Source organism: Microbacterium sp. LS_15 (genome assembly GCF_041954735.1).
Taxonomy (GTDB): Bacteria; Actinomycetota; Actinomycetes; order Actinomycetales; family Microbacteriaceae; genus Microbacterium.
Window position 1 is genome coordinate 249,976 of record NZ_JAVAYD010000002.1, and the last position, 13,605, is coordinate 263,580.

The 13,605-nt window shown below is 70.0% G+C and carries 13 protein-coding genes; 3 read left to right on the forward strand and 10 right to left on the reverse strand.

The genetic code is table 11. The annotated features are described in order from the left end of the window. Window positions 1-11 precede the first annotated feature (11 nt). Genes RAC69_RS05310 through RAC69_RS05320 form a run of 3 tightly spaced genes read right to left on the reverse strand, consistent with a single transcriptional unit; the run spans window position 12 to window position 3,198 of the window. The gene (locus tag RAC69_RS05310) at window positions 12-890 is read right to left on the reverse strand and encodes a carbohydrate ABC transporter permease (protein ID WP_341933024.1); all 879 of its coding nucleotides are present in this window, start codon (window positions 888-890) and stop codon (window positions 12-14) included. Further along, on the reverse strand, window positions 890-1,858 hold the full coding sequence (locus RAC69_RS05315) for a carbohydrate ABC transporter permease (protein ID WP_375085654.1): 969 nt from the start codon (window positions 1,856-1,858) through the stop codon (window positions 890-892). The genes RAC69_RS05310 and RAC69_RS05315 overlap by 1 nt, the downstream gene beginning before the upstream one ends. Next, the gene (locus RAC69_RS05320) at window positions 1,855-3,198 is read right to left on the reverse strand and encodes an extracellular solute-binding protein (RefSeq protein WP_341933022.1); all 1,344 of its coding nucleotides are present in this window, start codon (window positions 3,196-3,198) and stop codon (window positions 1,855-1,857) included. The genes RAC69_RS05315 and RAC69_RS05320 overlap by 4 nt, the downstream gene beginning before the upstream one ends. A gap of 101 nt (window positions 3,199-3,299) precedes the next feature. Here RAC69_RS05320 and RAC69_RS05325 point away from each other — a divergent pair, with 101 nt between their 5' ends. Together RAC69_RS05325 and RAC69_RS05330 are read left to right on the forward strand one after the other, a co-directional pair. After that, window positions 3,300-4,520: an ROK family protein gene (locus RAC69_RS05325; protein ID WP_375085657.1), complete on the forward strand. Its 1,221-nt coding sequence runs from the start codon at window positions 3,300-3,302 to the stop codon at window positions 4,518-4,520. 124 nt (window positions 4,521-4,644) lie between these two features. Further along, window positions 4,645-6,090, forward strand: a complete 1,446-nt coding sequence (locus RAC69_RS05330) for an LCP family protein (RefSeq protein WP_375085658.1) — start codon at window positions 4,645-4,647, stop codon at window positions 6,088-6,090. 7 nt (window positions 6,091-6,097) lie between these two features. Here RAC69_RS05330 and RAC69_RS05335 read toward each other — a convergent pair whose 3' ends face one another. Beyond that, window positions 6,098-6,967: a LysR family transcriptional regulator gene (locus RAC69_RS05335; RefSeq protein ID WP_375085660.1), complete on the reverse strand. Its 870-nt coding sequence runs from the start codon at window positions 6,965-6,967 to the stop codon at window positions 6,098-6,100. Between the two features lie 49 nt (window positions 6,968-7,016). Then, entirely contained in the window at window positions 7,017-8,072 is a 1,056-nt protein-coding gene (locus RAC69_RS05340) for a dipeptidase (RefSeq protein ID WP_375085662.1), read from the reverse strand. Window positions 8,073-8,117: 45 nt separating this feature from the next. Here RAC69_RS05340 and RAC69_RS05345 point away from each other — a divergent pair, with 45 nt between their 5' ends. After that, on the forward strand, window positions 8,118-8,744 hold the full coding sequence (locus RAC69_RS05345) for a 2'-5' RNA ligase family protein (protein WP_375085663.1): 627 nt from the start codon (window positions 8,118-8,120) through the stop codon (window positions 8,742-8,744). On the opposite strand, the gene RAC69_RS05350 is transcribed toward RAC69_RS05345, so the two are convergent. From RAC69_RS05350 to RAC69_RS05370, 5 genes are all read right to left on the reverse strand, one after another. Beyond that, complete coding sequence (locus RAC69_RS05350; protein WP_375085665.1) at window positions 8,677-9,114, reverse strand: GbsR/MarR family transcriptional regulator; 438 nt, start codon at window positions 9,112-9,114, stop codon at window positions 8,677-8,679. The genes RAC69_RS05345 and RAC69_RS05350 overlap by 68 nt on opposite strands. Beyond that, window positions 9,104-9,934 (reverse strand): alpha/beta fold hydrolase, encoded by an 831-nt coding sequence (locus RAC69_RS05355; protein ID WP_375085667.1) that lies wholly within the window; start codon window positions 9,932-9,934, stop codon window positions 9,104-9,106. The genes RAC69_RS05350 and RAC69_RS05355 overlap by 11 nt, the downstream gene beginning before the upstream one ends. Before the next feature lie 60 nt (window positions 9,935-9,994). Further along, complete coding sequence (locus RAC69_RS05360) at window positions 9,995-11,350, reverse strand: dihydrolipoamide acetyltransferase family protein (RefSeq protein WP_375085669.1); 1,356 nt, start codon at window positions 11,348-11,350, stop codon at window positions 9,995-9,997. Between the two features lie 122 nt (window positions 11,351-11,472). Beyond that, the gene (locus RAC69_RS05365) at window positions 11,473-12,453 is read right to left on the reverse strand and encodes an alpha-ketoacid dehydrogenase subunit beta (RefSeq protein WP_375085671.1); all 981 of its coding nucleotides are present in this window, start codon (window positions 12,451-12,453) and stop codon (window positions 11,473-11,475) included. Next, complete coding sequence (locus RAC69_RS05370; RefSeq protein ID WP_375085672.1) at window positions 12,450-13,577, reverse strand: thiamine pyrophosphate-dependent dehydrogenase E1 component subunit alpha; 1,128 nt, start codon at window positions 13,575-13,577, stop codon at window positions 12,450-12,452. The genes RAC69_RS05365 and RAC69_RS05370 overlap by 4 nt, the downstream gene beginning before the upstream one ends. Window positions 13,578-13,605 lie beyond the last annotated feature (28 nt).

Sequence of the window (13,605 nt, forward strand, 5' to 3'; positions counted from 1 at the left end):
GGTTCGGATGGTCAGCCCTTGACGGCGCCCTGCGTCACGCCCTCCATCACGAAGCGCTGCGTGAACAGGTACGCGAGGATCGCCGGGGCCATGGCCATGAGGTACGACGCGAAGGCGACGTTGTAGTTGTTGCTGAACTGGTTCTGGAAGAGGTTCTGCCGCACCGGCAGGGTCTGCAGGGCGGGGTCGGAGATGATGAGCGACGGCATCATGAAGTCGTTCCACGCATAGAGGAAGGCGAAGATGCCGACGGTCGCGCTCATCGGTGCGAGCAGCGGGAAGATGAGCCGCCAGAACGTCTGCCACGTCGACGCACCGTCGATGCGGGCGCTCTCCTCGAGCTCGATCGGGATCGAGCGGAGGAACGCGGTGAACAGCAGCACGCTGAAGCTCAGCTGGAACATCGTCGCGAGGATGATGACGCCGAACGGGTTGTCGAGGCCGACGCGTCCGGTGAGTTGGATCTGCGGCAGCGCCACCACGGGGAACGGGATGAACATCGCCGCGAGCAGGTAGAAGAACGACCAGCGGAACAGCTTGCGGTCCCAGTTGCGCACGATCGCGTACGAGGCGAACGCCGCGAGGATGATCGTGGCCGCCACGGTGCCTGCGGTGACGAGCAGCGAGATGCCGGCGCCGACGGGGAACTTCGTGAGGTTCCACGCCTGCACGAACCCGTCGATGCTGAACGGCGCCGGCAGCGAGAACGCGTTGCCGTCGACGGCCTGTCCTGTCGTCTTGAACGCCATCGAGATGGTGACGTACAGCGGCAGCAGCACGGTGACCGCGCAGAGGATGAGGATGACGGTGCCCGACCAGTTGACGCGCTCCATGCGGATACGCGGCTTCTTGCCGTCGGCGGTGACGGTGGTGAGTGTCTGGGTGGACATCAGAGGGCGTTCCTTCCGCGGGTCAGCGAGAGCTGCAGCAGCGAGATGAGCACGGCGACGATGAAGAAGATCGTCGCGTTGGCCATCTGGTAGGCGTAGTCGCCGCCGTTGAACCCGGCGATGATCGTCATCGCGACGCTGCGGGTCGCAGTGCCGGGTCCGCCGTTGGTGAGTCCGACGATGATGTCGTAGGCGTTGAGGAAGCCCTTGAAACCGAGGATCACGTTGATCACCACGTAGCCGGCCACGAGCGGGACCGTGATCCGCAGCAGCTGCTGGGTCTTGCTCGCACCGTCGATGCTCGCCGCCTCGTACACCTCGCCCGGCACCGACAGGAGTCCGGCGATGTAGATGAGCAGTGTGCCCGGCGTGGCCTGCCAGGCCGTCACGATCACGATCGCGACCCAGGCGAGGTCGGGGTTGGCGAGCAGGCTCGTCTCCAACCACGGGATGCCCGTGGCTGCACCCGCCTCGGGGATCGAGTTCGAGAACAGGAAGTTGAAGACGTAGGCGATGATGATGCCCGAGATCACCATCGGGATCACGAAGATCGTGCGGAGCCCGGTCTTGAAGCGGATGCGGGACGTCAGCCCGACCGCGAGCAGGAACGCGATCACGTTGACGACGATCACGGTCGCGATCGAGAAGCCGAACGTGAAGAGGTAGCTCTGCAGGATCGACGGATCGCTGAACATCGCGACGTAGTTCGTGACGCCGTTGAAGCTCCACTCCCCCAGGCCGATCGAGTCGGTGAAGCTGAAGAAGATGCCCATGACGCCCGGCACCGTGATCGCGAGCGTGAAGATCACGAGCGTCGGCAGCAGGAACAGGTAGTAGATGGGCTCGACCCGCTTACGGTGGCGTCGGAGGCCGCGGGCGCTGCCCGTGACGATCGCGGTCGTGTCGGTGGTCGGGGTATTCGGTTTGGTGAGGTTCGACGCGGAGCGCGTCGTGGCGGCGTTCGTCATGGCGTGGACTCCTCTGTCTCGCCGGATGCGGGGGCATCGGCGGACGCGTTGTCCTCCGTGCTGGGGATGGGCGCGCGGAACGCGATGCGCGCCCAGTCCGCGTCCATGGTGCGGAGCGTCGATGCGGGAGAGGCTCCGAGCACCATGGCCTGCACGTAGTTGTTGAGCGGCAGCGTCTTCGGCACGAGCACCGACGGGCCCTGGTAGATCTGCCCGCTGTCGTAGTACTCGATCATCCCCTCGATGCGCGGGTCGTCGGGTGCGGGGGCGTCGGTGGTCGGAGTGAAGCCGAGCTGCGACTCGTTGTACGCCTGGATGTTCTCGGGCAGGAAGAGGTATTCGAGGAAGTCGCGGGCGGCCTCCTGGTGTCGGGAGCCCTCGGGGATCATGGCCGCGAGGTCCATGTTGACGCGGACCCCGAGCTCGGACGGATCGTTCGTCATCGGCAGCGGGAACGTGCCGAGGGCCAGGTCGGGAGAGGTCTTCGCGATCTCGCTGAACGCCCACGGGCCCTGCAGGTACATGGCGGCCTCGCCCTTCGCGAAGGCGAGGTTTCCGTCGCCGTAGCCGCGACTGGGAGCATCCGCGTTCGTGTAGTCCTTCGCGAGCTGGAGCATCTTGTCCATCGGCTCGGCGAAGTCCTTCTCGAACGAGACAGACGAGTCCGGGCCGACCTCTGTGCCCTCGGTGGCCATGGCGTCGAAGAAGTCGATCACGTCGACCGAGCCGCCGGCGGTGTAGTCGTACCAGCCCTGCGCGACCGTCCAGTCGTCCTTGAACGTCGCGTAGAACGGGTCGATGCCCGCGGCCTTGAGCTGGTCGCACACGGCGATCAGCTCGTCCCACGTGGTCGGGACCTCGAGACCCTGCTGCTCGAAGATCTCCTTGTTGTAGATCACGGATGCCGCCATCACGGAGTAGGGCAGGGCGCTCGTGCGCCCTTCACAGGAGCCGTACTGATCCATGAGCGGGCCGAGGTCGTCGCGGATCTGACCGGCGGCCTCGGTGCCGGAGAGGTCGGTCAGCGCGCAGCGCTGCACGAAGCGGGCGACCTCGTAGTTGTAGTTGGCGAGCATGATGTCGGGCGGGTTCCCTCGGACGAAGCTCGCCGAGATGACGTCGACTCCGGACGTGTCGACCTCGACGTGCACCTTGTCCTGCGAGGAGTTGTACTGGGCGACGAGTTCGGTCATGAACTCGATGGCCTCACGCTTGTTGAACGTGAAGCGGATGGTCTCGGCACCGCCCGCCGAGGAGCATCCGGTGAGCGCTGCGCCGACGAGCGCGAGCGCCGCGACCCCGGCCGCGATGCGGGCCGGGCGTGGGGATCTGTCAGACACCGTCGTCCTTTCGTCCTGTAAATCAGCAGACTAAATCTAGTGAGCGAATTTACTTCGATGACCGGTACTCTCTCATCTGAGCGAGAGTGAGGTCAAGAGCCGTGACAGAAGTGAGCGCCGGCCTCGGCACCGGTCGCGCGAGCGTGAGCGCCGTGCTCGACTTCGCCTGGACCGGCGGAGAATTCACGGCGACCGAGGTCATGGCCGGTACCTCGATGACCCGCTCGACCGCAATCGACGCGATCGACACGCTGGTGAGCGCGCAGGTGCTGCGCGAGCTGCCCAACGCCAGGGCGGCCGGCAGCTATCGCTCCGGCCGACCGGCACGGCGCTTCGTGCTCGCGCCCGACCTCGGCGTCGTCATCGGCGTGGACGCCGGCGACACCCACCTCACCGTGACCGTCGCCGACGTGCTCGACCGCACCCTCGTGCATCACCGCACCGCTCTCGACCCCACCCAGTCCGGACGCGCCAGGCGCGACACGATCCTCGGGCAGATGGCGCGGGCGCTGGAGGAGGCGGATGCCGTGCGCGACGACATCCTCGCGATCTGCGTCGGCGTCGCCGCGCCCGTCGATCGCGACGGCATGTCCCCGCCGCACCCGGACGGCTTCTGGGAGCGCACCAATCCGGGTCTCGCCGCCGCCCTGTCCGACTGGGCCCGTGTGGTCGAGATCAAGAACGACGCCCAGCTCGCCGCGATCGCAGAGGGCTCGTCGGGCGCCGCCGTCGGATGCCGTGACTACGTCGCCCTGCTCGCGAGCGAACGGTTCGGCGGCGGCGTCGTGGTCGACGGCCACGTGCTGCACGGCGCGCACGGCGGCGTCGGCGAGGGCGTCGTGTTCGACCACATCATCGGCGTCGGATCGGCCGTCGGGCTCCGCTACGCCCTGCAGGACCAGGTGCGCGCGGCGGTCGAGAGCGGCGAGATCGCGCACGACACGGCGATCGGCCGACTGGCGGATGCCGAGCAGGTCGACCCGCGGGTCGTGCTGATGGCCGCGGCATCCGGCGATGCCGACGCGCTCCTCGCCGCAGCCCGGGTCGGCGAGACCCTCGCCCGCGTCGTCGGCGTGCTCGGCAGCATGTACGACCCGGCGCGGGTCGTGGTGTGCGGCGCCGTCGCCGAGAGCATCGAACCCGTGCTCGCCGCGGCCCGCGAGGTGCTCCCCGCGCAGCTGCACCTGCCCGCACCCGAGATCCTCGCTTCCACGCTCGGCGCCGAGGTCGTCTCGATCGGCGCGGTCACGACCGCCCGGCGTGCGGCGCGCGAGCGGGCCGTGCCGCTGCTCGCCGAGCGACGACTCGCCGCGCTCGCGTAGCGGCGCGCCGCGCTCGCGCAGCGGCGCGCCACGGCATCCGTTCGCGTCCATTCATGCAGCGGATGCATGGGTGAAGGCTTGGGCGCTATTTGTGGTCGTCCGGCGGCCGTGATGACGTGGATCGGTGAGACGCCCTGAGACCCCGCCTTCGCCCGCCGCCGATTCCGTCGATTCCGCCGCCCCCGCCGCTTCCCTCCCCCGTCGGAGGCGCCGACGCCGGGCGATTGCGCTGGCCGCCGGCGTGCTGATCGTCGGCCTGGTGGCGACCGGCCTCGTGGCGGTCGCCCAGCTGCAGGGCAACGTGACGACCGCGCCGATCCGCGCCTCGGTCGGCGGTCAGGACGATCCGGTCGAGGACGAGCCGGCGACCGGCGCCGTGAACATCCTGCTCCTCGGCTCGGATGCGCGCGCGCTGGCGTCCGACGAGTTCGGCGACGACGACGGCACCCAGCGCAGCGACGCGATGGTGCTCGCGCACATCGCCGACGACAACAGCCGCATCGACGCCGTGCAGCTGCCCCGCGACACGCTCATGGACCTGCCCGCCTGCGACGACACCGGTCGCGGGTCGTCGAGGGGAGGATCGGGGATGCTGAACTCGGCCCTGAACCTCGGCCCGGCCTGCTCCGTCGCCGCGGTGGAGAAGCTCACGGGAGTGCGCATCGACCACTTCGTGCAGATGGACTTCGAGGGCTTCATCGGGATGGTCGACGCCCTGGGCGGCATCGACGTCTGCCTGCCGGAGCCGCTGCAGGACGGCCACGCGCGTCTCGACCTGCCGGCCGGCCCGCAGTCCGTCGACGGGGCACAGGCTTTGGCGCTCGCCCGCACCAGGCATGCCCTCGCCGAGGAGAGCGACATCGCCCGACTCGGCCATCAGCAGATGGTGCTGTCGGCGATCGTGCAGAAGGCCACCAAGAGCGATGTGCTCGTTCGGCCCGATCGCCTGTACGCGTTCCTCGACGCCGCGACCTCGTCGATGACCGTCGATCCGGGGCTCGGAGCACTGACCGACCTCGCCGGTCTCGCGGCCCGGCTCGCCCGAGTGCCGCTGAGCGACGTCACGTTCCTGACGATGCCGTGGACGCCGGCGCCGCAGGACCGCAACAGGGTCGTGCCGGCCGCAGACGCCACCGTCGTGTTCCAGGCCATCCGGGACGACGTGCCGATCGAGCTGGCTGCCGACGCCCCTCCGGCTGAGGAAGAGGTGCCGGATGCCGCAGTGCGGGCCACACCGCTCACGGTCTCGAACGGCGCCGGCGTCGGCGGGCTCGCCGGCCGCGTCGCCGACGACGTCCGCGCGCTCGGGTACACCGTGCAGGGGCTGTCGAACGCGGAGCGCACCGAGACCACCGTCATCGTCGCCGGGGAGGATGCCGAGGCGCAGGCCACTGCCGCGAGCCTCGTCGTCGACCTCGGCGGGGGCATCGAGGTGCGCACCGGCAGCGGCTCCGGCGTGCAGCTCGTCCTCGGCGCCGACTTCCCCGATCGGGCCGCCGAGGTGCACGTGCCGCCGCGTCCCGTCGACGCGGTCAGCCGGAGCGCCGACACCGACCTGTGCGCGGCGTGAGCGCGGTTCAGCCCCGCAGCGTCTGAAGCAGGCCCGCGACGGCGGGATTCCGCAGCGCGTCGGCGGTGTGCAGCAGCCCGATGGGCCGTGCGGGCTGGTCGTCGACGGCGATGCAGCGTCCGCCGAGGGCGACGGCGAGCTCGGCGAAGGCATCGGGGACGACCGTGACGCCGCCGACCGCGAGGGCGAGCCGCACCAGGCCGTCGCGCTGCGTCGTGGTGACGACCCGAGCCGGGCGCGCGCCGAGCCGACGGCACACCTCTTCGGTCGTCGCGCGCATCGACGTGCCCGTCGGAAGGGTCACCAGCGTCGAATCGGCGAGCAGCTCGCGGAGCGGGCGGTCGCCCACGGCATCCGGAGCGACCGCGATGAAACGCTGCGACGGCAGTTCGACCGCGACGAGGTCGCCCGGCACGCCGTCGAGCGCGCACAGCGCGAGGTCGGCGCGTCCCTCGCGGAGCGATGCCACGACCGCCGCCGGGTCCTCTTCGGTCGTCATGCTGAGGGTCACGCCGGGGTGCGCGAGGTGGAAGGGGCCCACGAGGTCGGGGGCCAGCGACGAGATCAGCGACGGCAGGCCGGTGAGGCGGAGGGATCCGGCGGCGAGGGTCCGCACGGATTCGGCGAGCGCATCGATCACCGAGACTTCGGTGAGCGCGCGGCGGGCCGCGGCGGCTGCCACCATTCCTGCGTGCGTGAGCTCGACGCCCCGGCCGGAGGGACGGAGGAGCGCGACGCCCAGGGCCTGCTCGAGCCCTTGCAGCCGTCTGGTGAGGGAGGGCTGGGAGACGCCCAGTTCGTCGGCCGCGGCGGTGACGGATGCGTGGTCTGCGACGGCGACCAGGGCCTCCATCTGGCCGAGCGAGGGACGGGACATCAGTATGCCAACGTATCAGTGGGCGCCTGCAGGCCGGCCGGTGCGGGTGCTACCCGGGCAGTTGCGCCGCGAACCGGTCGTCCGTCGCGCGCAGCACCCGCAGGATGTTGCCCGACCAGACCTTGTCGATGTCGGCATCCGACCACCCGGACACCGAGAGGGCCTCGCGCAGCCGTGCGAACCCCGTGACGTCTGCGAGCCCCTCGGGGAAGTGGTCGAACCCGTCGAAATCGCTGCCGATCCCCACGTGGTCGATGCCGGCGACCTCTCTGGCGTGGTCGAGGTGCGCCACGACGTGGTCGATGGTCACCGGCGGCGCGTCGCCGTCCTGTCCGGCGGCGAACCAGTCGGCCCAGTCGCGCGACACGAAGACGGGGACGAACGAGACCATGATGACGCCGCCGTTGCCTTCCAGCCGCTGCAGGATGCCGTCGGGCACGTTCCGCGGATGGTCGGTGATCGCCCGGCAGGACGAGTGGCTGAAGATGACGGGCGAGTCGGTGACGCGCAGCGCGTGGTCCATCGTCGCCTCCGACACGTGCGAGAGATCGACGAGCATGCCGAGGGCGTTCATCTCGCGCACGACCGACTCGCCGAACGCACTCAGCCCGTCGTGCTGCGATTCGTCGGTCGCGGAGTCGGCCCAGGGCGTGTTGTTGTTGTGCGTGAGAGTCATGTACCGCACACCGAGCCGCGCGAACATCCGCAGCGTCGCGAGCGATCCGCCGATGCTGTGGCCGCCCTCGGCGCCGAGCAGACTGGCGATCCGCCCCTCTCGCCCGGCGCGTTCGACGTCGGCGGCCGTGTGCGCGAGGGCGAGTCGGTCCGGGTAGCGTCGCACGAGGCGGTGCACGAAGTCGATCTGCTCCAGGGTGTACTGGACGGCATCCACCCCCGGTTCGTCCTCCGCGTAGACCGACCAGAACTGACCTCGCACGCCGCCCTCCTGCATCCGAGGCAGGTCGGTCTGGAACGGGGAGGGCGCCGCGGCGTCGTCGAGCCCCTCGACGGAGTAGCCGGCGAGCGTGCGCGCCGCCCAGGGCAGGTCGTTGTGTCCGTCGATGAGTCCGGCCGGCGATGGATCGGTCAGCGGTGAGTCGGTCATACGACGAGGCTAGAGGCATCGTCACCGTCACGGGATAATCGCACCGTGCACGATTCCGAGCCGCGGCGCTCCCCCTCAGCGATCGAGCTGCTGCTCGACCCCGAGACCGAGTCCGCGGTGCGCGTCGAGTGGCAGGCGCTCGCCGACCTCGGGGTGTCGAGTCTCGCGGCGCACACGGCGGCGAGCAACCGTCCGCACATCACCCTGGTCGCGCGCGTGGGTCTCGCGCCGGTCGCTCCGGAGGTCTTCGCCGCGATGACGGGTTTCCCGATCACGCTCGGGGCTCCGCTGCTCTTCGGGACCGGGGAGCGACGGGTTCTGGCGCGCAGCGTCGTGCCGACGGACAGGCTGCTGGCGCTGCGGGAGGCGATCCTGTCAGCGGTCGGTCCCGGCGAGGATGCGCCGCACACCGCGCCGGGAGAGTGGATGCCGCACGTCGCCCTCGCGCGTCGCATCCGCGCTGCCGACCTGCCCGCCGCGCTCGAGCGCCTCGGCGCGGACATTCACGGACGGGCCGGCGTCGTGCGGCACTGGGACGCGGATGCCGGGGTCGTCAGGATGGTGGTGGGTCCGGGAGGCGAGCAGGAGAAGGCGCGCCGCGCGCTCAGCCGCCCCGTCGGCTGCGCAGAACCTGCTCCCCCGCCTCGATGTAGGACGAGAACAGGTTCGTGACGTCGCGGAGCCTCTCCGTCGCGCGCCGGTCATCGGTCAGCCCTTCGGCGCCTTGCAGGGTTCTGATGAAGGCGCGCGATCGCTCGTGGCTCGCCGCGAGGAGCTGCTCGAACCCACCGGCCGCCTCGATGAGGATCCGGCGACTCCCCGACTGAGGGACCGTGCGTGCGAGGCCCCACGACACGAGTTCCCGCACGGCCTCGCTGACCGCGCCGGCGCTCAGCGCCAGATCCTCGCGCAGCGCCTCACTCGTGCACGGCTCGCCGCGAAGGAGAAGGTAGCCGTAGGTCCGGCCCGTCGCCCGACGCAGGTGCCATCCGGCGAGCGTGTCTCCCATGTCGTTCACGAACGACTCTTCCTCAGGCGTCATCGTCTTCCTCCTTCGCGATGAGGTTCCACTCCGCCAGCACCTGCAGAAGCACGTCCGTGCTCGCTGCCGGAGCGTCCCAGGTGACGATGTGTCCGGCATCTGCCACGACGTGCTCGTGGACGCCCTCGTGGGCGGCCCAGCGGGGCATCGCTGTCGCGATGTTCCCTGTCTCATCTCGTGCGCCGCGCACGAGCGCGAGCGGGACGGATGAGCGAGAGGTCGGGTCGGGAGACACGAACGATACCGTGGCCCGCCACACGTCCAGGAAGCGCGCCTTCGGCATGCGCGCGAACACCTCCGTCGTCCGCCGGATCGCGTCGTCGGTGACGGCCGACGCCCGCGCCATGAGACCGGGAAGCGAGGTCGCGGGGACCAGCGCCAGGGCCGGCGCCGCGAGGCGAAGTCCGACACGCTCGGCCAGGGTGAGCGGGCCGGTATTCCACGTGGAGTCCATGATGATGAGCCCTCGGACCCGATCAGGATGCTGTTGCGCGAAGCGCTGGACGAGGTTGCCGCCCAGCGAGTGTCCGACGAGGAGCGGGGCGTCCGCACCGCAGTGCGTCAGAAGGGCATCGAGGTCTGCGAGGGCATCGTCGGCGGTGAACCGGGCCCCGTGGTCGAACGTCGAGTCGCCGTGACCGCGGAGATCCCAGGAGATCACGCGGATGCCGCGCCTCTCCAGCGCATCCGCCTGGTCTTCGAACATCGAACGGTCCATGCCCGCACCGTGGGTGAGCACCACGACGACTGAGCCGTCGCCGGAGTCCGAGTACGCCAGCCGGGCGGTCGGCCTGTCCAGCGTACCGGCTATTTTCACCATTCTCTGAATATAGACGATTCGGATGGTCGTCGTGCGGGCGAGTCCCGGCGGCGCTCCGCCTCACTCGACGAGCAGTGCGGGCTCCTCCAGCACGCTCGCGACGTCGGCGATGAAGCGGCTCATGCCGTCGCCGTCGATGACCCGGTGATCGAAGGATCCCGCGACCGTCGTGACCCAGCGCGGACGCACCTCGCCGTCGACGACCCACGGCTTCTGGCTGATGGTGCCCATCGCCACGATCCCCGACTCGCCGGGGTTGATGATCGGCGTCCCGGCATCCATCCCGAACACGCCGATGTTGGTGATGGTGATGGTGCCGTGCTGCTGGTCGGCGACCGGCGTCTTGCCCTCGCGCGCCGTGAGCGTCAGCCGGTTCAGTGCCCGTGCGAGGTCCTTCATGCTGAGGTCCTGCGCGTCCTTGATGTTCGGCACGAGCAGACCACGCGGAGTGGCCGCGGCGATGCCGAGGTTCACGTAGTGGCGCACGGCGATCTCGGCGCCGTCTTCGGTGTCGATCCACGCGGCGTTCACGAGGGGAGTGCGGCGAGCAGCCCAGATGACCGCGCGAGCCATGATCAGCAGCGGCGAGACACGGATGTCGGCGTAGTCCGGCGACGCCTTCAGACGCTTGACGAGCTCCATCGTGCGGGAGGCGTCGATCTCCTTCCACACGGTGACGTGCGGCGCCGAGTACGCGCTCTGCACCATCGCCGACGACGTCGCCTTGCGCACGCCCTTCACCGGGATGGACTCCGTGCGATCGTCGGATGCCGGAGAGGATGCCGGAGCCGGAGCTAATCCGCGGGCCAGCCCGGCCGGGGCGGACGGCGGCGCCGGCACGGTCTCCTCGCGCACATCGCCCCACTCCGGGGTCTGGATGTTGCGGAAGACGCTCGCCTGCTCGGCGTGCTTCACGACGTCGTCGCGGGTGACCTCGCCGTCGGCGCCGGTCGGGGCGACGGTCGTCAGGTCGACACCGAGATCGCGGGCGAGCTTGCGGATCGGCGGCTTCGCGATCACACCCACCGACGAGCGCACGGGGCGCTCCGCGGGGCGCTTGCGCCGCGAGGTCGCGCCACCGCCGGAGCCGTATCCGACGAGCACGGATCCGCCGCCCTCCTCGGGAGCGGGCGCCTCGGCCGTCGCGATCACACCGGGTCCGGCGTCGTCGCGAGCATCCGTCACGAAGGTGATGATCGGCGATCCGACCTCGACCGTCGTGCCCTCGGCCGCCAGCAGCTCACCGACGACCCCCGCGTGCGGCGACGGCAGCTCGACGAGCGACTTGGCCGTCTCGATCTCGCAGATCACGTCGTTGATCGCGACGGTGTCACCCGGGGCGACCTTCCACGCGACGATCTCGGCCTCGGTCAGGCCCTCGCCCACGTCCGGGAGGTTGAAGTTCTGCGTGCTCATGATTGATCCTTACTCGTTCGCGGTCGTTGAGCGAGCGGAGCGAGACGAAACGCGGTGAGGCATTTCGTCTCGTCGCTGCGCTCCTCGCTCAATGACCCGGGGGAAGGCGACTGCGGCACGCATCAGTAGGCCAGGGACCGGTCGACGGCCTCGAGGATGCGGTCGGCATCCGGCAGGTACGCGCCCTCGAGTTTCGCGGGCGGGAACGGGGTGTCATACCCCGACACCCGCAGCACGGGGGCTTCGAGAGCGTAGAACGCGCGCTCCATGACGGTCGCCGCGACCTCGGAGCCGAGGCTCGTGAAGCCCTGCGCCTCCTGCGCGTAGACCATGCGTCCGGTCTTGCGCACCGAACCGAGGATCGGCTCGTAGTCGATCGGGGACAGCGACCGCACGTCGACGACCTCGCAGCTCGTGCCCTCGGACTCGGCGAGCGCGGCCGCCTGCAGCAGCGTGGTGACCATCGCGCCGTGGCCGACGAGTGTGACGTCGGTTCCGGTGCGCACCACGCGCGAGGCGTGCAGCGGCGCGGCGGAGGCATCCAGTTCGACCTCGCCCTTGGGCCAGTAGCGGCTCTTCGGCTCCATGAAGATCACCGGGTCGTTCGACGCGATGGCCTCCTGGATCATCCAGTACGCGTCGTTCGGCGTCGACGGCGACACCACCCGCAGACCGGGCGTGTGCGTGAAGTACGCCTCGGGGCTCTCCTGGTGGTGCTCGACCGCGCCGATGTGGCCGCCGTACGGGATGCGGATCACGATCGGCAGGCTCAGCGAGCCCTCGTGCCGGTTGGTGAGCTTGGCGAGCTGCGTCGTGATCTGGTCGAACGCCGGGAACACGAAACCGTCGAACTGGATCTCGATCACCGGGCGGAAGCCGGTCATGGCCAGACCGATGGCCGTGCCGACGATCCCCGACTCGGCGAGCGGGGTGTCGAGCACCCGGCGGTCGCCGAAGTCGCGCTGCAGATGCTCGGTCACGCGGAAGACTCCGCCGAGCTTGCCGATGTCCTCGCCCATGAGCAAGACCTTCGGGTCGTCCTCCATCGCCTTGCGCAGACCGGCGTTCAACGCCTTACTGAACGGCATCGTCTCGAGAGTCATGCCTGGCCTCCCTCGAACGACGCCTCGTAGCGGGCGCGCCACGCCTTCTGCTCGGCGATGAGCGGATGCGGGTCGCTGTACACGTGGTCGAACATCTTGTCGGCGCTGGGCGGACCGAGTTCGACGGTGCGAGCACGCAGATCCTCCGCGGCGTCGGCCGCCTCGGCATCCGTGTCGGCGAAGAACTGCGCCGAGGCGCCGCGGTTCTCGAGGAACGCGCGCATGCGCACGATGGGGTCGCGGAGCGCCCACGACTCCTCCTCGTCGGACCCGCGGTACTTCGTGGGGTCGTCGCTGGTGGTGTGCGCGCCGAGGCGGTAGGTGACGGCCTCGATGGCGCGGGGTCCGCCGCCGGCGCGCGCCTCGTCGAGCGCGCCGCGCGAGACGGCGTAGCTGGCGAGCACGTCGTTGCCGTCGACACGGACGCTCGGGATGCCGTAGCCGCCGCTCCGCTCGACGAGCGGCACCCGCGACTGGGTCGTGACGGGCACGGAGATCGCCCAGTGGTTGTTCTGCAGGAAGAACACCGTCGGGGCCTGATAGCTCGCGGCGAAGACCATGGCCTCGTGGACGTCGCCCTGGCTGGAGGCGCCGTCGCCGTAGTAGACGATCACCGCCTCATCGCGCTCGGGGTCGCCGGTGCCGGTGCGTCCGTCGAACGAGAGGCCCATCGCGAAGCCGGCGGCGTGCAGGGTCTGCGAGCCGAGCACCAGCGTGTAGAGCCGGGTGTTGCCGTTCTTCGGGTCGGTCGGGTCCCATCCGCCGTGCGACACCCCGCGCATGAGCTTGATGATGTCGACGGGGTCGACACCCCGGATGCGGGCGACGACGTGCTCGCGGTACGAGGGGAAGATCGTGTCCTGCGCGCGGGCCGCCCGACCGGAGCCGACCTGCGCCGCCTCCTGCCCGCGGCTCGGCGGCCACAGGGCGAGCTGCCCCTGCCGCTGCAGGTTGGTCGCCTGGGTGTCGATCGCCCTGATGGCGACCATGTCTCGGTAGAACTGCTCGAGCTCGGCGTCGCTGATCGCCTCGATCAGAGGCAGATACTGCTCGGCTGCGGGGCTCGGGGCGAAGCTGCCGTCGGCGTCAAGGACACGCACGAGGGGGGTCTCGGGGGTACTCACGCGGTCCACGCTACCCGCGGCCGCATGC

Bases quoted from the DNA above. Each gene is read 5' to 3' on its own strand.
- RAC69_RS05310 (WP_341933024.1), bottom strand. From the start codon at position 890: ATGTCCACCCAGACACTCACCACCGTCACCGCCGACGGCAAGAAGCCG.
- RAC69_RS05360 (WP_375085669.1), bottom strand. From the start codon at position 11,350: ATGAGCACGCAGAACTTCAACCTCCCGGACGTGGGCGAGGGCCTGACC.
- RAC69_RS05355 (WP_375085667.1), bottom strand. From the start codon at position 9,934: ATGGTGAAAATAGCCGGTACGCTGGACAGGCCGACCGCCCGGCTGGCG.
- RAC69_RS05340 (WP_375085662.1), bottom strand. From the start codon at position 8,072: ATGACCGACTCACCGCTGACCGATCCATCGCCGGCCGGACTCATCGAC.
- RAC69_RS05335 (WP_375085660.1), bottom strand. From the start codon at position 6,967: ATGTCCCGTCCCTCGCTCGGCCAGATGGAGGCCCTGGTCGCCGTCGCA.
- RAC69_RS05350 (WP_375085665.1), bottom strand. From the start codon at position 9,114: ATGACGCCTGAGGAAGAGTCGTTCGTGAACGACATGGGAGACACGCTC.
- RAC69_RS05365 (WP_375085671.1), bottom strand. From the start codon at position 12,453: ATGACTCTCGAGACGATGCCGTTCAGTAAGGCGTTGAACGCCGGTCTG.
- RAC69_RS05315 (WP_375085654.1), bottom strand. From the start codon at position 1,858: ATGACGAACGCCGCCACGACGCGCTCCGCGTCGAACCTCACCAAACCG.